Genomic DNA, 22,252 nt, shown 5'->3' on the forward strand with positions numbered 1-22,252 from the left:
AGAGCTTTTTTATTGACATTAATTTGATTAATAAAATTTCCAAAGAAAATTTGTAACAAACATCTATTTTTCTCTACTTATATCTAATTCAATTTTGATAAAATGAAAAAAATAATTCTTTCCCTTTCTTTAGTGGGATTTTTATGGAGTTGTAGCCCAACTCAAACAACTGCTAAACAAAATGATGTAGCAGTAAAAATCGATTTAATTAATGTTAAAGACGATAAAGTAATGGTTACCGTTACGCCTCCAACTTTTACAAGTGAAACTGTAACTTTTCATTTCCCTAAAACTGTTCCTGGAACCTATTCAGAAGACGATTACGGTCGTTTTATTGAAAATGTAAAAGCATTTGATGCTAAAGGAAATACACTTAAAGTAGCTAAAATTGACGAAAATTCATATACGATTTCAGATGCTAAAAAACTATCAAAAATCACATACTTAGTTAATGACTCTTTTGATACAGAAGGTGGTGCTGGATTTGGTGAAAGCGAAGATATATTCTCTCCTTCAGGAACAAATATTAATGCTGGAACAAACTTCATGTTAAACACGCATGGATTCATTGGATACTTCAAAGGAAAAGAAGAAACACCATACAAATTAACCGTTACACACCCTGAAACTTTATTAGGTGTTTCGGCTATGATAGATACAGATGCAAGTGCTACTTCAGATGTATTTTTAATGTCAAAATATGCAAGTTTGGTTGAAATGCCAATCATGTATTCTAAACCTGATTTCACTTCTTTCATGGTAGATGATATGGAAATTATCATCAGTGTGTATTCTCCAACAGGAAAATATACCGCTAAACAAATTACACCTCACATGGAAAACATGATGAAGGCACAAAAACGTTTCTTAGGACCAATTAACTCTACAAAAAAATACGCCATCTTATTGTACTTGTCTGATATGGCAGCTAAAGATGCAAAAGGATTTGGAGCATTAGAACACCCAACATCAACTGTAGTAGTTATGCCAGAAATGATGGGATTAGAAATGTTACAAGAACAATTAAAAGACGTAGTTTCTCACGAATTCTTTCACATTGTAACGCCATTAACAATTCACTCAAACGAAATTCAATATTTTGATTTTAATAATCCTCAAATGTCGGAACATTTATGGATGTATGAAGGAGTAACTGAATATTTTGCTAATTTATTTCAAGTAAATCAAGGTTTAATTGACGAAAAAGAATTCTTCGAAAGAATGGCAGGCAAAATTGCACAATCGCGCCAGATGAACGACAATATGAGTTTTACTAAAATGAGTAAAAACGTATTGAATCCTCCTTACAAAGAGCAATACTTAAACGTATACCAAAAAGGAGCTTTGATTGCTATGTGTATGGATATTTTAATTAGAGAAAATAGCAATGGTCAAAAAGGAATTTTAAGCCTAATGCAAGAATTATCTAAAGAATACGGAACAACAAAAGCATTCAAAGACGAAGAGTTATTTGATAAAATTACAGCATTAACCTATCCAGCGGTAGGTGAATTCTTAAAAAATCACGTAGCTGGTGAAACTCCAATTCCTTACGAGCAATATTTTGCTAAAATGGGAGTTACAGAAGCAACGATAGAAATTACTGGAAATCCATTCTTAAAAGGACAAACACAACCTTATATCACGGTAAATCCTGCTACAAAAGAAATCATGATTTTACCTGATACAGAATTAAATGTATTCATGACTACTTTAGGTTTAAAAAACAATGATACACTTTTAGCTTTCAACGGTAAAGACTATAATTTAGATAATATTTACGATTTAATCATGGCAAGCATGAACTGGAAAGATGGTGATGCTATAACCGTAAAATTCAAAAGAGATGGTAAAGAACAAACTGTAAAAGGGAAAGTTATGATGCCAAAAGAAAAACAAGAAGGATATCAAGCAACTGACGAGGCTAAAAAAACAGTTAGAGAAGCTTGGTTAAGAGGTTAAGATTTTAGATTGTTGAATTTTGATTTTAGATTTTGGAAGTATTTTAAAATTTGATATTGAAATTTGCATTTGATATTGCACTTGAAAATCCTCAAAGTACTTAGTATTTTGAGGATTTTTTTATTTACTTTGCGAACATAAAATAAAACAAAAGAATGAAGAAGATATTTTTAGCCGTAATTGCCGTTATCACATTAATTTCATGTAATAAAAACGAAGAAAATTCAGATGCTAACGTTCATATCACTGGAGATGTAAAAGGCTTAAGCCAAGGAAAATTATACTTACAAAAAATACAAGATTCAGCTTTAGTAATGTTGGATAGTATTATTGTTGACGGAGATTCAAAATTTGAGAGTCATATTAAACTTGATAGTCCAGAAATGTTGTATTTATTTTTAGACAGAGGACAAACCAATTCTATTGATAACAGCTTACCGTTTTTTGCTGAGCCTGGAAATATTAAAATTGAAACTACCTTAAAACATTTTTTTGCTGATGCGAAAATATCAGGTTCTAAAAATCATGATTTATGGAAAAAGTTTGATAGCATTAATAGTAAATTCAGAGATCAAAACTTAGCCTTAATGGCAAAACGTTTAAAAAACGAATACAAACCCAACCCAACCACTACAGATAGCATTGAAAAAGCATATAAAAGCTTATTAACGAGAAAATATCGCTACACGGCACATTTTGCCGCTACAAACGGAAATAAAGAAATAGCGCCTTATTTAGCACTTTCAGAAATTGCAGATATCAACACAACGTATTTAGACACCATTCAAAAAAGCTTAACACCAGAAGTTGCCAAATCAAAATACGGCAAAATGCTTAACGAGCATATTAAGGAAAGAAAAACTTTAGAAGTACAGAAATAAAAAAAGCGGTCAGTAATTGACCGCTTTTTTTTATCTTTATAATATTCAAAACTTTTTATTAATACTCAATTAAATAATTCATGAAACATTTCCTTTTGATAATAATAATTTTTTTAACAATATCATGCAAGAAAACAGAAAATTGTGTAAAAGATTTTGTTATCAAAAGAACTTATGATGCACCTGCTCCAGACAATATTACTTTCAAAGCAAAATTATCTAAAGAATATCAAGATAAAATCTCTGATTCTTTTTGTCATATAAACTTTTATATCAATGATACAAAAATATTTGTAACTCACGATGTTATTCTTTACAATGAAAAGGACACATGTCGTTTCAGTATTAGAACAACAAATTTTATGAAACAAAATTTCAAAGAAGAAGACTTTTATAAATTAATCGATACGTCTAAATCTTTGAAAGTAGAGCTTATTTATGATGATACAGGAGAGATATTTACTTTTACAAAATGTAGATAAACAAAAAAACCACCACATTTCTGTGATGGTTTTTAATTTGAGCCGGCGGAGGGACTCGAACCCACGACCTGCTGATTACAAATCAGCTGCTCTAGCCAGCTGAGCTACGCTGGCAACTCAAATTTCGAGTGCAAATATAAGGGTGAATTTTTAATTTCCAAATATTTTTTGCACTTTTTTTATTGATTTTTTTAATTTAATTCGTTTATTTTCGCAACAAATTGATTAGCAGCCGCTTCGTATTCTCTACGAATTTGTTTAAAATGTGCTTTTTTATTCTCAACGTCTTTTTGATTTGCTTTTGTCATTAAAGCATCGAAAGTTTCGTAGATTTCATCAATTAATTTATCAGATGCTTCAGTTGGTTTTCCTGTTGTAGACATTTCCCAAATGTAAACGATGTTTACAATATCACCTAAAACGTAGTTGATTTCTTTTTTCAAGTTTTTAACGCTTGCCATTTTGTATAAATTTAAAATTTGAAGCAAAATTACATAATATATTTTGTTCTCAATACATTATATGGAAATTTCTAACAATGTAGCCTTTCCTTTAATGGTTAAATTCTCAATACAAGCCGGAATCAAAATCGTATCTCCCATTCGGTATCGCAAGATTTCGCCATTCATTACCATTTCAAATTGTCCGTTAGTACACATAAAAACGGTGAAAGCTTGTTTCTTTCGTTTCCAAATAAAACGATCTTGTAATGCGATAATATTAGTGATAAAATAAGGACAATCTACCACCAAAGTACTTTGATTAGCCTCTTCCTTATATGTTATTTTAGAATCAGTTGCATTATAATTAATTGCATCTAAAGCTAATTCGGTATGCAATTCTCTGCCTTGACCTTTAGCATCAACCCTATCCCAATCGTAAATTCTGTAAGTAACATCACTTGTTTGTTGAATTTCTGCCACTACTACTCCTGCCCCAATAGCATGTATAGTTCCAGTTTCTAAAAAGAAAACATCGCCTTTTTTTACTGGAGATTCATTCAATAAAGCCACTAAATTTTTATTTTCTAAATGTGCTAAGTATTCTTCTTGATTAGAATCTTTCTTAAACCCAACCACCAAACGAGCCGATTCATCTGCTTGCATTACATACCACATTTCGGTTTTCCCGAAAGAATTATGGCGTTCTTTAGCTAAATCATCATTCGGATGCAATTGAATAGATAAATCTTCCTTGGCATCTATAAATTTAAAAAGCAATGGGAATTGTTTTCCAAAACGAGCAATGACCGATTTTCCTAAAATTTCTTCAGGATATAAATCAATAATTTCGTTGATATTCTTTCCTTTCAAAACACCAGTAGCAACCACACTAATGTCGCCAGGCACGGTTGAGATCTCCCAACTCTCGCCAGTAGTTTCAGAAACTATAGGTTTGTTGAGATAGGTTTTCAACTTCGTACCGCCCCAAATGCGGTCTTTAAGTATCGGTGTAAAGGTTAAAGGATAAAACTTCATAGTCAAATAGTGAAGTACAAAGATGCAAAAAATTCTAACGAATTACAGAAATTGGAAGTCTTACTTTGTAAAAATTTATTTTATTTCGTCTTTTGAATAGCTTCTAAAGCCTTTGTAATATGATTTTTAGCACTGATGCTATCAAAAATATAAATACAATATCCTTTAGCATCAAAAACATAAGTTACACGTCCCGGTAACAATCCGAAAAGCGCATTTGGAACGCCAAACAAACGACGTAATTTTCTGTCGGCATCGGAAAGTAAAATAAAGGGTAATTTATATTTTTGCTGAAAGTTCTGATGCGAAGTAGCCGAATCACCACTAACACCAATAACTTCGGCACCTAAATCTTGGAAATCTTGATACGCATCTCTAAAACTACACGCTTGAGTAGTACAACCTGGCGTAAAATCTTTTGGATAAAAGTAAATTACAACTGGTTTTTCATGAATTGAAGCGCTTTCAAAATCAGTTCCATCTTGTTTTGTTGCTTTAAAACTTGGTAATTTATCTCCTATTTGAATTGCCATAATTAGTTTCCTTTATAGGTTACAAAGTTTCTCGGAGTTTCGTATAAGGTAATTTCTAATTCTTTATCAGAAGCTATCAAAACACGAAGTTTATTCCAAATAATATAGGCGATATGTTCGGCTGTAGGATTCAAATCTTTGAATTCTGGAACATCTTCATTTAAATTTTTATGATCAAAAGCTTCTTCGATATGTTCTTTGATTAAATCGGATAAAATTTTAGTATCAATTACATAACCCGTTTCCTTATCCACTTCACCAGTTACCGAAACAATCAATTCATAATTATGACCATGAAAGTTAGGATTGTTACATTTTCCAAACACTTCCTGATTTTTTTCCATAGACCAATCCTTGCGATACAAACGATGCGCAGCATTAAAATGGGCTTTTCTTGAAACAGTTACTCTCATGGCAATTTAGAATTTAGAAATTTGAATTCAGTAATTAGTGGTTTGCAAATTTATAATTTATGCTCTTCTAGATAGTGATAAAACTCATCAAAAATAATCTTAAACCAAACGGTATAAGCCTCTGGATTTACTATCATATCTTCTTTTATCGCTTCAATGGTCATCCATTTCCAGCCTTCTACTTCATCATCGTTAATAACAGGTTCTCCGTTGTAATAGCCAATCATTACATGATCTAATTCGTGTTCGGTTAAGCCGTTATCAAAAGGTGCTTTATATATGAAATGAAATAGTTCTTTCAGTTCAGCTTCAAAACCCATTTCTTCATACAAACGGCGTTTTCCAGCTTCAATATTGGTTTCACCAGCACGTTGATGACTGCAACAAGTATTAGTCCACAAAAGTGGTGAATGGTATTTGTGATGTGCGCGTTGTTGCAACATCACTTCATTTTTATCATTCAAAATAAACACCGAAAAAGCTCTGTGTAAAACTGCTTTTTCATGGGCTTCCATTTTATTCATCAGCCCAATAGGCTCGTCTTGTTCGTTGACTAATATTACTTGTTCTTCTTTCATAGGATTTGTAATGCTTGTCAAAAATACAAAAAAAGAAAGGATTGGAAACTAGTTTTTGAGTTTGTGATAAGTTTAACTTGTGTTGAATTCCAAAGTAAAAAGAACAATCGAAACTTAAAATTGGCGGGTTTTATAGAAGTGAACGTTTTTTTCACTACCTTTGTCACATTGGTAATGATAATAATTTCTTCTCGCAATACTTTGAATAAAAGTACTTTATAAATTTCTTGTTTATTTCGCTTGTGTGTTTTTATCCTTTTACTTTAAAACAAATATTAATTTAAATTATTTAAAATTTAATGGCTAGACCGCAGGAAACCTTTAACAAAAAAGAACAAGAAAAACTTCGTGCTAAAAAACGAAAAGAGAAACAAGAGAAAAAAGAAGCACGTAAATCAAACCCTAAATTATCGGGAGAAGATTTATATGTTTATGTAGACGAGAATGGTCACTTAACCAGCACACCTCCAGATCCATCTAAAAAAATCATTGTTGATGTAGAAAGCATCGAAATTGGTACTTCAAGAAGAACTGAGGAAGATGAAGCACCAACGGAACGCAGAGGAACAATCGATTTTTTCAATGATTCTAAAGGTTTTGGTTTCATTAAAGCTGTTGAAACAGGAGAAAAATACTTTGTACACATTAGTGGTTTACTAGATGATGTAAAAGAAGGTAACTTAGTAACTTACGATTTAGAAAAAGGCGCCAAAGGCATGAATGCTGTAAACGTTAAAAAAATATAATCCCTTTTTATCCCAAAAATTAAAATCACAGTTCAAGCTGTGATTTTTTTATTTAAAAACCTTTTATTTTGCAAATTAGAATTTAATTAAAAAACTCATGTACAAATTAACTTTGCTTGTATTTCTTCTTTCTTTAGCAACATTTAGTCAAGATATTAGCAAAGACACCGCTATAATTACCAAAACATATTCGCAACGATGGGAATTAGATGAAGCTGACAAAAATGGAACTTTTCGATTAATGTCGTACAAACCTATTTACATTACTGCTGGAAGAATTTCTAGTTATCCAAACAAACAACCAAAAAGCGAAAATCCGGATTACTCTGCAACCGAAAGTTCGCCTTATAATAATGTTGAAGCAAAATTTCAATTGAGTTTTAAAACAAAAGTGGTTCAAGACTTATTGTGGGGAAAAGGGGATATTTGGATAGGATATACTCAAAAAGCGCATTGGCAAGTGTACAATAGTGATATTTCGAGAGCATTTAGAGAATTAAATTACGAACCGGAAATTATTTTTAAATATCCTTTGCGATTTAATTTTTTTGGAGGACAATTCAAATCGGTAGGCGTTACTTTAAATCATCAATCGAACGGAAAAAATCTCCCTGTTTCCAGAAGTTGGAATCGAGTTATTTTTCATACCGGATTCGAAATAGACAATTGGATTATAACATTAAATCCTTGGATTCGACTATCGGATGACGAAGATGAAAATCCAAAAATTACCAAATATATTGGAGATGGAGAACTAAATGTGGCTTATACCTACAACAGACATCAATTTTACACCATCATTACACACCCATTTTCTAGTTGGGAAGGCGGAAGCATTCAATTGAATTATGTATTCCCAATAAAAGGACATTTACGTGGTCAAGTACAATTGTTTGACGGATATGGAGAAACCATGATTGATTATAACCACAGACAAACTACTTTAGGAATAGGAATTTCTTTTGCTGATTGGTAGAAATTTAAACTTTTAAACTCTCCGCAATTTTCAAAGCACACTTTTCACCATCAATTGCCGCTGAAATAATTCCGCCAGCGTAACCAGCACCTTCTCCACAAGGGTACAAACCTTTGATTTGAACGTGTTCTAATGAAAAATTATCTCTTGGAATGCGCACTGGAGAAGACGTTCTGCTTTCTGGCGCATGTAAAATAGCCTCGTTAGTCATGTAACCTTTCATGGCTTTTCCAAATTGCACAAAACCTTCGCGCATGATTTGTGATAAAAATCCAGGAAAAACTTGACCTAATTCCACTGAAGCGGTACCAGGAACATAAGAAGTTTTAGGAATGTCTTTTGAAACTTTATTTTGAGTAAAATCAATCATTCTTTGCGCTGGCACTTTTTGAGTTTCTCCTGCTAAATACCATGCTTTTTGTTCAATTGCTTTTTGAAATTCCATTCCAGCTAACGGTCCGAACTTTTCATAAGGTTTGAAATCTTCTAATTTTAATTCCACTACAATTCCTGAGTTGGCCGTTGCTTGATCACGTTTTGAAGGCGACCAACCATTCGTAACTACTTCTCCTGGAGCTGTAGCACATGGCGCAATAACACCACCCGGACACATACAAAACGAATACATGCCACGACCATTCACTTGTTTTACAATCGAATAAGGCGCTGGTGGTAAATAATCACCTCTAAAGTCACATGAATATTGAATTTGGTCAATCAATTCCTGTGGATGTTCTGCGCGAACACCTAAAGCAAAAGGCTTTGCTTCAATATGAACACCTTTTTTATGTAACAATTCAAAAATATCACGAGCCGAGTGTCCAGTAGCTAAAATCACTTTGTTAGCCGAAATCACATCCCCATTTTGAACCACAACGCCTTGCATTTCGTTATTTTTGATTACAAAATCGGTCACACGAGTTTCAAACAATACTTGTCCACCACATTCAATGATTTTCTCACGAATATCTTGAATAATCTGTGGCAATTTGTTAGTTCCAATGTGCGGATGTGCTTCCACCATAATATCTGGCGTAGCTCCAAAACCAACTAAAAGCGCTAAAATTCTGTCTATATCACCACGTTTTTTAGAACGTGTATATAATTTTCCATCCGAATATGTTCCTGCACCACCTTCTCCAAAACAATAATTGGAATCTTCATTTACAATATGATCCACATTAATCGCTTTTAAATCGCGACGACGACCACGAACGTCTTTTCCTCGTTCTAAAACAATTGGTTTTAAACCTAATTCAATTAATTGCAAAGCAGCAAATAATCCAGCCGGACCTGCTCCTACTACAATTACTTCTTGTTTGTTGGCAACATTTGGATAATCAGGTAATTCTATTTTTTGCGCTTCATATTCTTCTCCAACCAAAAAAACATTCGCCTTAATATTCATTTTAATGGCTTTCTGACGCGCATCGATAGAACGTTTTAAAACATCCACTTTTTGAATTTCTTTTGTACTTACCTGAAATAACTTAGCAACATGTTGAGCTAACAAACTTTCGTTTGCCGCTACTTCGGGTGAAACTTGAAATTGAAATTCGCGTGGCATAAATTGGTTTTAAAAATGAATTATTTTGCAAAAGTAATCATTTGAAACTATTTTTTAGATGCAAATGCTCGCAAAGCAAATGAAGCCAACCAATGTTCGCCTTCATAATTTCCATCAACAATGGAAGGTAATGAAAAAGACAAATGAGCATCTGCCATTGGTTTCAAGTGAGAAAATTGTTTTGGATATTGTTGAATCAAATCATACAAATTCCAAGCTCTACTAAAATTAAGTCCATCTAAATGTACTAAATGTCCATCGGTTCTGTCTGACACTTTTGCGACATCCCATTTCCATTTTTTAGAGAATAATTGAGGTGCGAATTTTTTAACCCATGAAAGAAACTCTTTTTGAGGAAGAATTCGTTGCATTATGGCTACTTCTTCCATACAAGGAGAAAGAAAATCAGTACCGCTTGGCTCCCAATTAAAAGGACAATTCTCATCTTTTAGAAACATACGTTTAGCATTTTCTTTAATACTGTTTTGCAAAGGAATGTTTTTTGAAAAAATGGCATAATCCCAAGCATTTGTTAGTCCAAAAGCAGTATTAGAATGGGTTCCAACACGAATAGGATATAAAAGTTTTGGCAAAAATTCGATATAACGTTTGATAATTAAATCCGTTAAAGGACGCAGATTATCAGCCAATTCTTTTGCATACGAATCATTTGAAATTTCTAATTCGTGTTGTAATTTTAATAGCCAATTCCAACCATAGGTTCTTTCAAAAGATTTTTCGTGTGTTTTTTCAAAATAGGCAATTTCCTTATCAATATTTTCTTTGGAAAGATTAATTTTAAGCTTCTCTATAATGAGTTCTTTATTTTTAATGTCTTTAAAATTTGATAACAAATACACTAAACTCCAATGTCCATGTACCGAAGAATGCCAATCAAAACAACCATAAAAAGCAGGATGTAATGCTTTTGGAGAAAGCAATTCGGTTTCATTCAGTAAAAGTTGATTTAATTTATTGGGATATTCTTGTTGTAAGCATTTTACAGGCAAACTCGCCAAATGATTGGCTTGCTCAATTGTCAAATTTTGCGAGAGGGCAACACTACTAACCAGAAAAAAAAGTACACTTTTCATAACAAATAGTTTTTTCAAATTTAGTAAAAACTTACCTTTGAAAAATAGTTAATTACAATGTCTAGAAAAATAAAACTAATTTGGGATTTTAGAGGAGAAGCAGCTTCAAAAACAGCAGAACATCACGATATTCATTTAAAAGAATATTTAGATGAGGAAAAAATAACGTTAGAAAAAACGGGATTTGAAATCATAAATGAAATGCACGCAATTGCTTTCATTGTGGTAGAAGAAAAAGACATGATTACCTTCAGAGACATTTTAAAACCTCATCGAGGAGAAGTTTACCAAGATTAATTTTTCAATTGATTAATGAATTCTGTTGGAGTCATCCCAACATTCTTTTTAAACAATTTTGAAAAATAAGAATAATTGGAATAGCCTAATTCATCAGCAATTTGAGCAATATTTCTGTTTTTATCAACCATGATTCGCTTACTCTCTAAAATTACTCTTCTTGTAATTAACTCCGTAATAGTTATATTCAATATATTTTTACATATTCTATTGAGATGTTTTAATGTAATAGCCATTTTATCAGCATAAAACGAAGGCGATTTTTCGGTTTTATAAAATTGCTCCAATAGTATTTCAAATTCTTTTAACTTATGATTGTATGTTGAAGTTAAATGATTGGATTCTATATTGTAAATCCTTAAAATTTCAACTAAGATACAATCCAATAAATTAAGCATTTTATCTTTCTTTTGAAGTTGATCTTCTTGATTTTCATTTACCATTAATTCAAAATAAGGTTGAATTTGTTTCATTTCATCAATATTCAAAACCAATTCTGGTTTATTTTTAGACGATTGAAAAAACAAATATTCCTCAATTTTCTTATCTCTAAAATGCAAATTATAAATCTCTTTAGAAAAGAAAACAATATAACCATCAATATCAGAAGAAAGTTCCCACAAATGAATTTGTCCAGGTTGCATCAAAAAAAGACTTCCTTTTTTAATATCAAACAAATCAAAATCAATTTTATGTAATCCAGTTCCATTTGTGAATAAAACCAAAACATAAAAATCGTGTCGGTGCAACGACTCTATAAAACGGTGTTCTTTCAAGTGATTTTGAAACGTATTCACGTATAAATTATGATGAAAGAAATTACGTTTGAACTTCTTAATTTCGTAAACTTCATCTCTTTCCATAATCAAATGTCCTTTTTGTGTTATAATAAGCGAAAATACGAAACCAATTTTAAATTATAATCTTCTAAATTTGCTGAAAATAAAAACAAATGTTAAAAACCATTATAAATGCATTTGGAAACAAATGTCCAAATTGCAACAAAGGGAAGATTTTTGAAAAAGGATTATTGCATTTTAATTTTAGTTTTCCGAAAATGCATGAAAACTGTTCAAATTGCGGTACGAAATTTGAAAAAGAACCTGGCTTTTTCTTCGGAGCAATGTTTGTAAGCTATGGACTAGGTGTTGGCGAAGCTTTAATTACTTACTTTATCTGCATGCCGTTTTTTGAAGAAACCTTCGATTTACGAATCATTCCGATTATTGGAATTGTGATTTTAAGTTTAACCTTAGTCAACATAAAACTATCGCGAATTATTTGGATTTATATGTTTAAGGATTATTCTGTATAAAAGAAAATCCAAACTCTTTTTAAAATGGAGTTTGGATTTTTTATTTTTAGAATTTCTCAAATTATTACAATCTGTGTTCTTTATTCCAAAAAAATGAGAATTAATTCGCTACTTCACTAATAAACTTAATTCGCATTAAACGAAGTTCTTCGATATCGTAATCGCCATCAAATTCTTTTAAAGCGTCTTTGATATTATCCGATTCAGAATCCATGAAATAATCGTGAATTTCTTCTTGTTGGTCTTCATCTAAAATTTCGTCAATCCAATAGCGGATATTCAATTTGGTTCCAGAATAAACAATTTGTTCCATCTCTTTCAACAAACCATCCATATCTAAACCTTTTGCTTTTGCGATATCATCTAAAGCTAGTTTTCTATCTACGTTTTGAATAATATACAACTTCAATCCAGAATTGGCTCCAGTAGATTTTACCACCAAATCATCAGGACGAATAATGTCGTTATCTTCTACATATCTATTGATTAAATCAATAAATGGTTTACCGTATTTTTTAGCTTTTCCTTCTCCTACTCCATGAACATTGCTTAGTTCATCTATAGAAATTGGGTATTTTAAAGCCATATCTTCCAAAGAAGGATCTTGGAAAATAACAAATGGTGGAACGCCTAACTTTTTAGCTTCTTTCTTGCGTAAATCGCGCAACATGCTCATTAAAGCTTCATCAGCTGTTCCTGTAGATTTTGCCGCGGTTACAATTGCTTCATCTTCCTCTTCATTGTATTCATGGTCTTCCGACATCATAAAAGAAACTGGCTTTTTGATAAACGCATCTCCTTTTTCTGACATTTTCAAAACACCATAAGTTTCAATATCTTTTGTTAACAATCCATCTACTAAAACCTGACGAATTAAAGCCATCCAATATTTCTCATCAAAATCAGCACCGCTTCCAAAATAAGGTTGCGTATCAATTTTTTGTGCTTTAATAATTGCATTGACTTTACCTACAAGTGCTAAAACGACTTCTTTCGATTTAAACAATTGTTTCGTATCGCGAACTACTTTTAACAAAGTAACCACTTGGTCTTGTGCTTCGACTTTCTTTTTAGGATTGCGAACATTGTCATCCATATCAGCACCATCTCCATTAACATCATCAAATTCTTCACCGAAATAATGCAATAAGAATTTACGACGTGACATCGAAGTTTCGGCATACGCCACCACTTCTTGCAACAACGCAAAACCAATTTCTTGTTCGGCAACTGGTTTTCCAGAAAGGAATTTTTCTAATTTTTCAATGTCTTTATACGAATAATACGCCAAACAATGTCCTTCACCACCATCACGACCAGCACGACCTGTTTCCTGATAGTAACTTTCTAATGACTTTGGAATATCGTGGTGAATAACAAAACGAACGTCTGGTTTGTCGATTCCCATACCAAAAGCGATGGTTGCAACTACAACTTCCACATCTTCCATTAAGAACATGTCCTGATGTTTTGCTCGCGTTTTAGCATCTAAACCTGCATGATACGGAACAGCGCTAATACCGTTTACTTGTAAAACTTGGGCAATTTCTTCCACTTTTTTACGGCTCAAACAATAAATAACACCTGATTTTCCTTTATGTTGTTTGATGAATCGAATGATATCCGATTCGATATTTTTAGTTTTGGTACGTACTTCGTAATATAAATTAGGTCGGTTAAATGATGCTTTAAATGTATTGGCATCAGGCATATCCAAGTTTTTCAAGATGTCTTCTTGTACTTTTGGAGTTGCCGTTGCGGTTAAACCAATCATTGGAACATCACCTAAAAGACGAACAATATTTCTCAAATTACGATATTCAGGACGGAAATCATGTCCCCATTCCGAAATACAATGCGCCTCATCAATCGCTACAAAAGAAATAGGAACGCTGTTTAAAAATTCGATATATTCTTCCTTAGTTAAGGATTCTGGTGCTACATATAATAGTTTAGTTATGCCCGAAGTAATGTCTTTTTTTACCTTGGCAATCTCAGTTTTATTTAAAGAAGAGTTTAAAACGTGCGCAATTCCTGGATCAGAACTTAAGCTTCGAATAGCATCTACTTGGTTTTTCATTAGAGCAATCAGCGGAGAAACCACAATCGCGGTCCCGTCTAATACCAATGCTGGCAACTGATAACAAAGCGATTTTCCTCCACCAGTAGGCATAATCACAAAGGTATTATTACCTGTGATGATACTTTTAACTACTTGTTCTTGAAGTCCTTTGAATTGGTTAAAACCAAAATATTTCTTTAATTCTTTATGTAAATCAATTTCGTGTGGATTCATTCTCTATTAATATGATTTTACCTAAATTTGCAAACATAAAGATACGACTTTCTTTTACACATACAAATTTTTTAATTTTTCTATTTTGAGCACAACTGAAACGATTTTAGCTACCGCAAAACGAACTTTACTTTCCGAAAGTAAGAGCATCGCAGATCTTGTAAATTACTTAGATGATGACTTTGCAAAAAGTGTTACCGAAATCTACAACACCAAAGGAAGATTGGTTGTAACTGGAATTGGCAAAAGCGCTTTAATCGCTCAAAAGATTGTAGCCACTTTAAATTCGACGGGAACACCTTCTATGTTTTTACACGCAGCAGAAGCCGTTCATGGCGATTTAGGAATGGTACAACCCGAAGATATCATCATTTGTATTTCAAAAAGTGGCAACAGTCCGGAAATTAAAGTATTGGCTCCGTTATTAAAACGTTTTGGCAATACCTTAATTGGAATGACAGCAGATAAAAATTCGTTCTTAGGAAAAGAATCACACTATATTTTACATGCTTATGTAGAAAGTGAAGCTTGCCCGAATAACTTAGCACCAACAAATAGTACTACGGCTCAATTAGTATTAGGAGATGCATTAGCTGTTTGTTTAATGGAAATGCGTAATTTTAAAAGTGAAGATTTTGCCGTTTATCATCCAGGCGGCGCTTTAGGAAAAAAATTATTACTTCGTGTAAAAGATATGTTGGACACTACGCACAAACCAATGGTAACTCCAGATGCTTCTATCAAAAAAGTGATTATGGAGATTTCAGAAAAACGTTTAGGTGTAACAGCAGTTATTGAAAATAATCTAGTAGTGGGAATTGTAACAGATGGAGATATTCGTCGCATGTTGAACAACCGTGATACTTTTTCCGATTTAACAGCTCAAGATATTATGACCAAAAATCCCAAAAACATTAATTCTGGTATTTTAGTTTCAGAAGCGTTGGATATTTTAGAGAATAATTCAATTACGCAGTTAGTTGTAATTGACAACAACGAATACAAAGGAATACTTCACTTACACGATATTTTAAAAGAAGGAATCGTATAATGGCAGATAAAAACATAAAAGAGATGTCGTTTTTAGACCATCTCGAAGAATTACGTTGGTTATTAGTTAGAAGTTCGGCAGCCATTATTATTTGCGGAATAGTCGCTTTCTTTTTTAGCGATTTTATTTTCAATGAAATTATTTTTGGCCCTAAGAATCCAAACTTTATCACTTACCAATTATTTTGTGAATTAGGAAAACAATTTGATTTACAAGAAACTTTATGCATCACCGAAATCAACCTTCCAATTCAAAACAGGGAAATGGGCGGACAGTTTTCGATGCACATGTGGACATCCATTACTGTAGGATTCATTTTTGCCTTTCCATTTATTTTATGGGAAATTTGGAAATTTATTAGTCCTGCTTTGTATGAAAAAGAAAGAAAATATGCAGTATCATTCATTATTGTTTCTTCCCTTTTGTTTTTTGTTGGAGTACTGTTTGGCTACTATTTAATTGCTCCATTATCTGTTCAATTCTTTGCCAGTTATATTGTGAGTCCTGAAATTAGCAACTCTATTGATATTAATTCGTATATCAGTTTAATGAAAACATCAGCTATAGCTAGTGGACTATTATTTGAATTACCAATTATAATCTTCTTCCTTACAAAAATAGGATTAGTAACTCCTGAATTTTTAAGAAAATACCGTAAATATACTTTGGTTATCGTGTTAATTGTGGCAGCAGTTATTACACCGCCAGATGTTTTAAGTCAAATCATAGTTTCGATTCCAATTATGATATTGTACGAAGCTAGTATTTTGATTAGTGTTTTAGTTGTAAAAAGTCAAGAAAGAGAAAAATTAAAAGCATAAATTATGTCAGATTTAGTAAAAGAATTCAATGATTATCGTTCAAAAATGAACGAAAAATTATTAGCCGATAACAACAAAGTCATCAAAAGAATTTTCAATGTAGACACTAATGCTTACATGGAAGGCGCTTTAGACGTAAAAACTAAAGAACTTTTAGGCTTAGTAGCGTCAGCGGTATTACGTTGCGATGATTGTATCAAATATCATTTAGAAACGGCTTACAAAAACGGCGTTACTAAAGAAGAAATGATGGAAAGCATGGGAATTGCTACTTTAGTAGGCGGAACCATTGTAATTCCTCACTTAAGAAGAGCTTACGAGTTTTGGGAAGCTTTAGAGGAGCAAACTAAATAATTGTTAAAAGATAAATTGTTAAATTGTTTATTCGTTTATTTGTAAATCGATTAAACAATTCAACTTCTAAACATGTAAACCTTAGAATGAAATTAAGAGCAGAAAATTTAGTTAAAACCTATAAAAAAAGAAGTGTAGTAAAAGGAATTTCCGTGGAAGTTAATCAAGGGGAAATCGTGGGTTTATTGGGTCCAAATGGTGCTGGTAAAACCACTTCGTTCTACATGATTGTAGGTTTAGTAAAACCAAATAGCGGGAATATCTATCTTGACGATATGGATATTACCAACTTCCCAATGTACAAACGTGCACAAAACGGAATCGGTTATTTGGCACAAGAAGCTTCTGTTTTTAGAAAATTAAGTATCGAAGATAACATTTTGAGTGTTTTGCAATTAACCACACTTTCAAAAGCTGAACAAGAAGCTAAAATGGAAGAATTAATTGCGGAGTTTGCATTGGAACATATTCGTACCAATCGTGGTGATTTACTTTCAGGTGGAGAACGTCGTCGTACAGAAATTGCACGTGCTTTAGCAACTGATCCAAAATTCATTCTTTTGGACGAACCGTTTGCCGGAGTTGACCCTGTTGCAGTAGAAGATATTCAGCGAATTGTAGCGCAATTAAAAAATAAAAACATCGGAATTTTAATTACTGACCATAACGTTCAAGAAACTTTAGCGATTACCGATAAAACTTACTTAATGTTTGAAGGAGGCATTCTAAAAGCCGGAAAACCAGAAGAATTAGTAGCAGATGAAATGGTAAGACGTGTTTATCTTGGACAAAACTTCGAATTACGTAAAACAAAAATTGATTTTGATGCTCCGAAAACAACCATCATTCATGGTAAAGGAGAATTAAATTTGAATAAAGAGTAGTTTTTTTGTTGCACAAAGTTTCTCAAAGTTAAGTACGAAGTCACACAAGGTTTATTAAAGTATTCTTATTATTCAAGAGATGCTTAACAGCATGACAAACTATACGTATAGTCTAATATGAACTATGCAAAGTGCAACGTCCGAAACTTCGGACTTAATCAACTCAAAGTAAAACTATTGTAACTATGTGTTTAAATAAATAGTGTGCATTGTGCATTCTTTGTAACCTTAGTGGTTAAAAATCAACGAATACACTTCAACAGCAACTTATTTTTATTACCATTAAAAATATTCACATCCACCATTCCTTCAATACCTTGAATTTGAGCTTTTTCGGTGAATTGCCAAAATAGCCAATCGTCTTCTAAATGATTACGCCAAAAATTATAATTAGCAATCCAAAGTGGATAATCTGAAAATTCTTCTTTTAAGAAATCGGTGTAATAACTTTCGCCTGAATAAATAATTGGTTTTACTTTATAATGCTTTTCTACCTTTTTTAACCAACGACGTAATCCTACTTTTAAACTATCTATTGATTGGGATTTTGGTAATTTTTCGATATCCAAAACGGGAGGCAAATCGCCTTTTTCTAGTTTTACATTTTTGATGAAATTTTCAGCTTGAGCAATCGAATTTTCATTAGGACGATAATAATGGTAAGCACCTCTAATAAGTTCTCGTTCTTTTGAAGCTTTCCAATTCTCTTTGAATCTTTTGTCTGTTTTATTTTTTCCAGCTGTAGCTCTGATAAAAACAAAAGACAATTCAAATGATTCATCAATATGATAGGTTTGTTCCCAATCGATTTCACTTTGGTATTCCGACACATCAAAACCTATGGCTTTGTCATCGTGTTTGTGTAATACTTCGTAAATTCGGATATCGGCTAATTTTCGCTCTTCTTTGGATAAAGTTTCAACATTTTTATCGGTTTTAAAACCTAAATAATACAAGAAACCATCTCGGAATTTATAAATTCCAATCGCAACAAATAGCAATAAAACGAAAGAAATTAGGTAGAAAATCCATTTACTCTTAGTGTTGGATTTTCGTTTTGTAGTAGGTTTTCGTCTGTAATTTTTGGACGCCATTACGCCTTAGCCATCGTTTTATTACTGATTACCGAAACCAGCACATAACTAATGATAATCAATGGAATCGCCAAAAATCCTAAAATAAAAAAGGACAATAAAGAACCGATTAAAAACAAGATTTGCATTTTATATTTCGACCAAGTAAATTCTTTAATTTTCAATGAAAACAACGGAATTTCGGCATTTAAAATATACGAACTCAAAATCGTGATAAACAACAATACATAAGGATTATACAACACTGTAGTCAATCCTTCAAAGTCATTAGCATATTGAATCATAGGAATACTCATAATTACTAATGCATTGGCAGGTGTTGGCAATCCTATAAAAGAATCGGTTTGACGTGTATCGATATTAAAATTTGCCAAACGATAACAAGACGCTAACGTAATTAAGAAGCCTAAATAAGGCACAAATCCCATATAAAAATACTCTTCTGTTAAATAATAAACCGAAGTAGAATCTTCTTGAATATTTTGAAACAACACAAACATCATTAATCCAGGCACCACACCGCAAGTCACCATATCTGCTAAAGAATCTAATTGCACACCTAAAGGTCCGGCCACATTGAATTTTCTAGCTAAAAATCCGTCCCAAAAATCAAAGAAAATACCCAAACAAACAAAAATAAACGCTTCATCATAATAGCCTTTAAAAATAGCGATGATAGCTAACAATCCTGCTGCTAAGTTTAGCAAAGTGATTAGATTGGGAATGTGTTTTTTGATATTCATATAACGTGACTTTAAAACTCTTAATTTAATATTAGTATTACAACTAAAACGAATTGCAAAATTACAACTAAAAAAGACCTAAAAAAAAGCCTTCCCTAATTTACAGCAAATGTAATACAATAAGTTAATACTTTTAGAGTTTACTATTTGAGAAATTTATTTCATCTTTGTAAAAAAATTGGCATTGAAAAAGACCATTTTACTACTTTTAATTTGTTTTTGTGGGACAACCTATGGGCAAACCGTACGAAAATATTCAAATGAGTTTATGAATATTGGCGTTGATGCAGCTGCTTTAGGAATGTCTAATGCTGTCGTGTCGCATACTGGCGATGTAAATTCCGGCTATTGGAATCCTGCTGGATTATTGAAACTAGAAGACAAACAGTTTTCATTGATGCACGCTAATTATTTTGCCAATATAGCACAATACGATTATGCAGGTTTTGCCATGCCGATTGACGACCGAAGTGCGGTTGGAATTTCCTTAATTCGTTTTGGAGTTGATGATATTTTAAACACCACACAATTAATTGATAGCGAAGGAAACATCGACTACAACAGAATTTCGCTTTTTTCTACTGCCGATTATGGCTTAACCGTTTCTTATGCTAGAAGTTTACCCATTGAAGGATTAAATTACGGAGTAAATGCGAAAGTAATCCGAAGAATTATTGGGGATTTTGCTAATTCTTGGGGATTTGGATTGGATTTAGGAATTCAGTACATCAGTGATGACGAAGATTGGAAATTTGGTTTAATGATTCGCGATATTACCACTACTTACAATACTTGGACCATAGATGAAGAGAAGTTTCAAGAAATTGCCGATGCCATTCCAGGTGAAAATCAAGAATTACCAGAAACTAGTGAGATTACGCTTCCAAAAGCACAATTAGGAATGTCAAAAAAATGGATTATTCGTTACGATTATAGTTTGTTAGCGGCGACCAATTTAAACATGCAATTTACGCGAACCAATGATATTATTTCAACGAACACAGTAAGTATTGATCCTGCTCTTGGATTGGAATTTGGTTATATCGATTTGGTTTATTTGAGAGCGGGTGTTGGAAATTTTCAGCAAATTACGCAAATTGACGATTCTAAAAAATTAAGTTTTCAACCGAATATTGGATTAGGATTCAAATACAAAGGCATTCAAGTTGACTATGCTTTAACAGATTTAGGTGACCAAAGTGCGGCTTTATATTCCAACATTTTTTCCATAAAAGTAGATTGGGAATTGTTTAGATGATGGAAGATGAATAGTGGATGCTGAAACTAAACATATAAGTCATAAAAGTTTTTAAATATGGAAATTGGAAAGTATTGAATAAGTTCATAAAAGAAACTTGAATAGCATGACAAACAAATCGTAAATCTAATGTGAATTATGTCAAGTGAAACGCTTAAAATATAGACAAAGCAAATCCTAATGTGTCTATGTGTTGAAAAAATCCGCTTAAACCAGCGATTTGCGTAAGCAAACCCGTTTCATCCGCGTACCAAAAACTTGAAACCTGAAACTTGAAACAAAATATAGAATGACAAAAAAACTACTTTTCGCTTTACTTATTTTAATTTCTTTTAATGGGTTTACCCAAAACATCACTCTTTCTGAAAAAGCAAAAGTTAGTATTTTAACTTGTGGTTTAGGGCCAGAATCGTATGCTATGTATGGCCACACTGGCATTCGTATTCAAGATAGTATTCATGCTATTGATGTGGTTTACAATTATGGTGCTTTTGACTTTAGTACGCCTAATTTCATTGGTAGATTTATAAAAGGCGATTTACAATATTTTGTTACCAATGGAAGTTTCATAGATTTCTATTACAATTATCAAGCAGAAAATCGCGAAATAATTGAGCAAGAATTAGTACTAACTCCAGCACAAATCAATACATTGTTCCAACAACTAAATCATTCGGTTTATAGTGATGAACGTTATTACACTTATAAATTTATTGATAGAAATTGTACTACGATGGTGGTGGACAAAATCAATGGAATTTTAGGTAAAGAATACATAAAATCGGACACTTACAGCCAATCGTATAGAGAAATCCTGTATCCATACATGAGCGATTTTTACATGAAATTAGGAATTCAATTGATTTTTGGAGCAAAAGTAGATGAACCAGCCACTCGCCTATTTTTACCTTATGAATTCAAAGATGCGATTTCGGTTACCAAAATAAATGGAAATAAAATTGAAAAGAGTGATTCAAAAATTCTTCAAGTAACCAAACCTGAAATTCCTTTTAATTGGTTAAACTCGATTTATTCTTTAATTACGGCGCTTTTAATTTTAGCACTTTTAAATAAGAAGTGGATAAAAATTAGCTACTTTATCTTTGCCGGATTATTAGGTCTTTTCTTCTCTTTGGTAGGACTATACTCATTACATGAAGAGATATTATGGAATTATAACATTTTATTATTCAATCCTCTTTTATTAGTATTGGCTTGGTACATTAAGAAAGGAATTAAAGACAAAATACTGCTTTTAGGAAAAATAATTTTAGCAATGCTATTAGTTTATTTAGCTTATATGACTACAAAAATTCATTTAGGAATTGTTTGGCCTTTTATTGTCTTACATTTATATTGGGTTGGGAAAATTGTTTTACAGATTAAGAAATCAAGCACAGCACGCGGATAAAACTGATTCGCTGCTGCG

General features: G+C 32.3%; 24 protein-coding genes and 1 tRNA gene. 13 read left to right on the top strand and 12 right to left on the bottom strand.

The window, feature by feature from the left end; genetic code table 11:
- Positions 1 to 102 precede the first annotated feature (102 nt).
- From B2741_RS05370 to B2741_RS05380, 3 genes are all read left to right on the top strand, one after another.
- Positions 103 to 1,962, top strand: a complete 1,860-nt coding sequence (locus B2741_RS05370; RefSeq protein ID WP_291136124.1) for a peptidase M61 — start codon at positions 103 to 105, stop codon at positions 1,960 to 1,962.
- 155 nt (positions 1,963 to 2,117) lie between these two features.
- Positions 2,118 to 2,843: a DUF4369 domain-containing protein gene (locus B2741_RS05375; RefSeq protein ID WP_291136126.1), complete on the top strand. Its 726-nt coding sequence runs from the start codon at positions 2,118 to 2,120 to the stop codon at positions 2,841 to 2,843.
- A gap of 80 nt (positions 2,844 to 2,923) precedes the next feature.
- A complete protein-coding gene (locus tag B2741_RS05380) occupies positions 2,924 to 3,325 on the top strand; it encodes a hypothetical protein (RefSeq protein ID WP_291136128.1) in 402 nt (133 codons plus the stop codon).
- Positions 3,326 to 3,365: 40 nt separating this feature from the next.
- Here B2741_RS05380 and B2741_RS05385 read toward each other — a convergent pair.
- From B2741_RS05385 to idi, 6 genes are all read right to left on the bottom strand, one after another.
- Positions 3,366 to 3,439 (bottom strand) — tRNA-Thr (locus B2741_RS05385).
- A 77-nt stretch (positions 3,440 to 3,516) separates the two neighbouring features.
- Complete coding sequence (locus B2741_RS05390) at positions 3,517 to 3,786, bottom strand: hypothetical protein (RefSeq protein WP_291136130.1); 270 nt, start codon at positions 3,784 to 3,786, stop codon at positions 3,517 to 3,519.
- A gap of 57 nt (positions 3,787 to 3,843) precedes the next feature.
- Complete coding sequence (locus B2741_RS05395; RefSeq protein ID WP_414655300.1) at positions 3,844 to 4,809, bottom strand: type I phosphomannose isomerase catalytic subunit; 966 nt, start codon at positions 4,807 to 4,809, stop codon at positions 3,844 to 3,846.
- Positions 4,810 to 4,883: 74 nt separating this feature from the next.
- A complete protein-coding gene (locus B2741_RS05400) occupies positions 4,884 to 5,336 on the bottom strand; it encodes a peroxiredoxin (RefSeq protein WP_291136134.1) in 453 nt (150 codons plus the stop codon).
- A gap of 2 nt (positions 5,337 to 5,338) precedes the next feature.
- A complete protein-coding gene (locus B2741_RS05405) occupies positions 5,339 to 5,749 on the bottom strand; it encodes a 6-pyruvoyl trahydropterin synthase family protein (RefSeq protein ID WP_262318779.1) in 411 nt (136 codons plus the stop codon).
- A gap of 50 nt (positions 5,750 to 5,799) precedes the next feature.
- Complete coding sequence (idi, locus tag B2741_RS05410) at positions 5,800 to 6,327, bottom strand: isopentenyl-diphosphate Delta-isomerase (RefSeq protein WP_291136136.1); 528 nt, start codon at positions 6,325 to 6,327, stop codon at positions 5,800 to 5,802.
- Positions 6,328 to 6,626: 299 nt separating this feature from the next.
- Here idi and B2741_RS05415 point away from each other — a divergent pair, with 299 nt between their 5' ends.
- Both B2741_RS05415 and B2741_RS05420 read left to right on the top strand, forming a co-directional pair.
- Complete coding sequence (locus tag B2741_RS05415; RefSeq protein WP_133609769.1) at positions 6,627 to 7,073, top strand: cold-shock protein; 447 nt, start codon at positions 6,627 to 6,629, stop codon at positions 7,071 to 7,073.
- 97 nt (positions 7,074 to 7,170) lie between these two features.
- On the top strand, positions 7,171 to 8,049 hold the full coding sequence (locus tag B2741_RS05420) for a phospholipase A (protein ID WP_291136138.1): 879 nt from the start codon (positions 7,171 to 7,173) through the stop codon (positions 8,047 to 8,049).
- 4 nt (positions 8,050 to 8,053) lie between these two features.
- Here the strand turns inward: B2741_RS05420 and B2741_RS05425 are convergent, their stop codons facing one another.
- Together B2741_RS05425 and B2741_RS05430 are read right to left on the bottom strand one after the other, a co-directional pair.
- Positions 8,054 to 9,616: an NAD(P)/FAD-dependent oxidoreductase gene (locus B2741_RS05425; protein WP_291136140.1), complete on the bottom strand. Its 1,563-nt coding sequence runs from the start codon at positions 9,614 to 9,616 to the stop codon at positions 8,054 to 8,056.
- Between the two features lie 47 nt (positions 9,617 to 9,663).
- Positions 9,664 to 10,710: a DUF2891 domain-containing protein gene (locus B2741_RS05430; protein ID WP_291136142.1), complete on the bottom strand. Its 1,047-nt coding sequence runs from the start codon at positions 10,708 to 10,710 to the stop codon at positions 9,664 to 9,666.
- 57 nt (positions 10,711 to 10,767) lie between these two features.
- On the opposite strand from B2741_RS05430, the gene B2741_RS05435 reads away from it, so the two are divergent.
- Positions 10,768 to 11,007 carry a hypothetical protein gene (locus tag B2741_RS05435; protein WP_291136144.1) on the top strand — a complete coding sequence of 80 codons (240 nt, stop codon included), beginning with the start codon at positions 10,768 to 10,770 and terminating at the stop codon, positions 11,005 to 11,007.
- Here B2741_RS05435 and B2741_RS05440 read toward each other — a convergent pair.
- Positions 11,004 to 11,870, bottom strand: coding sequence for an AraC family transcriptional regulator (locus B2741_RS05440; RefSeq protein ID WP_291136146.1), 867 nt, complete (start codon positions 11,868 to 11,870; stop codon positions 11,004 to 11,006). The genes B2741_RS05435 and B2741_RS05440 overlap by 4 nt on opposite strands.
- Positions 11,871 to 11,959: 89 nt before the next feature.
- On the opposite strand from B2741_RS05440, the gene B2741_RS05445 reads away from it, so the two are divergent.
- On the top strand, positions 11,960 to 12,322 hold the full coding sequence (locus B2741_RS05445) for a DUF983 domain-containing protein (protein WP_291136148.1): 363 nt from the start codon (positions 11,960 to 11,962) through the stop codon (positions 12,320 to 12,322).
- A 100-nt stretch (positions 12,323 to 12,422) separates the two neighbouring features.
- Here the strand turns inward: B2741_RS05445 and recQ are convergent, their stop codons facing one another.
- Positions 12,423 to 14,618 (bottom strand): DNA helicase RecQ, encoded by a 2,196-nt coding sequence (recQ, locus tag B2741_RS05450; RefSeq protein WP_291136150.1) that lies wholly within the window; start codon positions 14,616 to 14,618, stop codon positions 12,423 to 12,425.
- A gap of 85 nt (positions 14,619 to 14,703) precedes the next feature.
- Between recQ and B2741_RS05455 the strand changes: the two genes are divergently transcribed.
- The 4 genes from B2741_RS05455 (at position 14,704) to lptB (ending at position 17,728) form a co-directional block, all read left to right on the top strand.
- A complete protein-coding gene (locus tag B2741_RS05455; RefSeq protein ID WP_291136152.1) occupies positions 14,704 to 15,669 on the top strand; it encodes a KpsF/GutQ family sugar-phosphate isomerase in 966 nt (321 codons plus the stop codon).
- Positions 15,669 to 16,490, top strand: coding sequence for a twin-arginine translocase subunit TatC (gene tatC, locus B2741_RS05460; protein WP_291136154.1), 822 nt, complete (start codon positions 15,669 to 15,671; stop codon positions 16,488 to 16,490). Before B2741_RS05455 ends, tatC begins: the two co-directional genes overlap by 1 nt.
- Before the next feature lie 3 nt (positions 16,491 to 16,493).
- Positions 16,494 to 16,844: a carboxymuconolactone decarboxylase family protein gene (locus B2741_RS05465; RefSeq protein WP_291136156.1), complete on the top strand. Its 351-nt coding sequence runs from the start codon at positions 16,494 to 16,496 to the stop codon at positions 16,842 to 16,844.
- An 86-nt stretch (positions 16,845 to 16,930) separates the two neighbouring features.
- Positions 16,931 to 17,728, top strand: a complete 798-nt coding sequence (lptB, locus tag B2741_RS05470) for an LPS export ABC transporter ATP-binding protein (protein ID WP_008254279.1) — start codon at positions 16,931 to 16,933, stop codon at positions 17,726 to 17,728.
- Positions 17,729 to 17,970: 242 nt separating this feature from the next.
- Here the strand turns inward: lptB and B2741_RS05475 are convergent, their stop codons facing one another.
- Both B2741_RS05475 and B2741_RS05480 read right to left on the bottom strand, forming a co-directional pair.
- Entirely contained in the window at positions 17,971 to 18,822 is an 852-nt protein-coding gene (locus tag B2741_RS05475) for a glycoside hydrolase family 25 protein (RefSeq protein ID WP_291136159.1), read from the bottom strand.
- Positions 18,822 to 19,565, bottom strand: coding sequence for a CDP-alcohol phosphatidyltransferase family protein (locus B2741_RS05480; RefSeq protein WP_291136161.1), 744 nt, complete (start codon positions 19,563 to 19,565; stop codon positions 18,822 to 18,824). Before B2741_RS05480 ends, B2741_RS05475 begins: the two co-directional genes overlap by 1 nt.
- 268 nt (positions 19,566 to 19,833) lie before the next feature.
- Between B2741_RS05480 and B2741_RS05485 the strand changes: the two genes are divergently transcribed.
- Together B2741_RS05485 and B2741_RS05490 are read left to right on the top strand one after the other, a co-directional pair.
- A complete protein-coding gene (locus B2741_RS05485) occupies positions 19,834 to 20,823 on the top strand; it encodes a PorV/PorQ family protein (protein WP_291136457.1) in 990 nt (329 codons plus the stop codon).
- Positions 20,824 to 21,112: 289 nt separating this feature from the next.
- Positions 21,113 to 22,234: a DUF4105 domain-containing protein gene (locus tag B2741_RS05490; RefSeq protein ID WP_291136163.1), complete on the top strand. Its 1,122-nt coding sequence runs from the start codon at positions 21,113 to 21,115 to the stop codon at positions 22,232 to 22,234.
- The last annotated feature ends 18 nt before the right edge of the window (positions 22,235 to 22,252 follow it).

The sequence above is a fragment of the Flavobacterium sp. UBA7663 genome (assembly GCF_002483315.1).
Lineage (GTDB): Bacteria > Bacteroidota > Bacteroidia > Flavobacteriales > Flavobacteriaceae > Flavobacterium.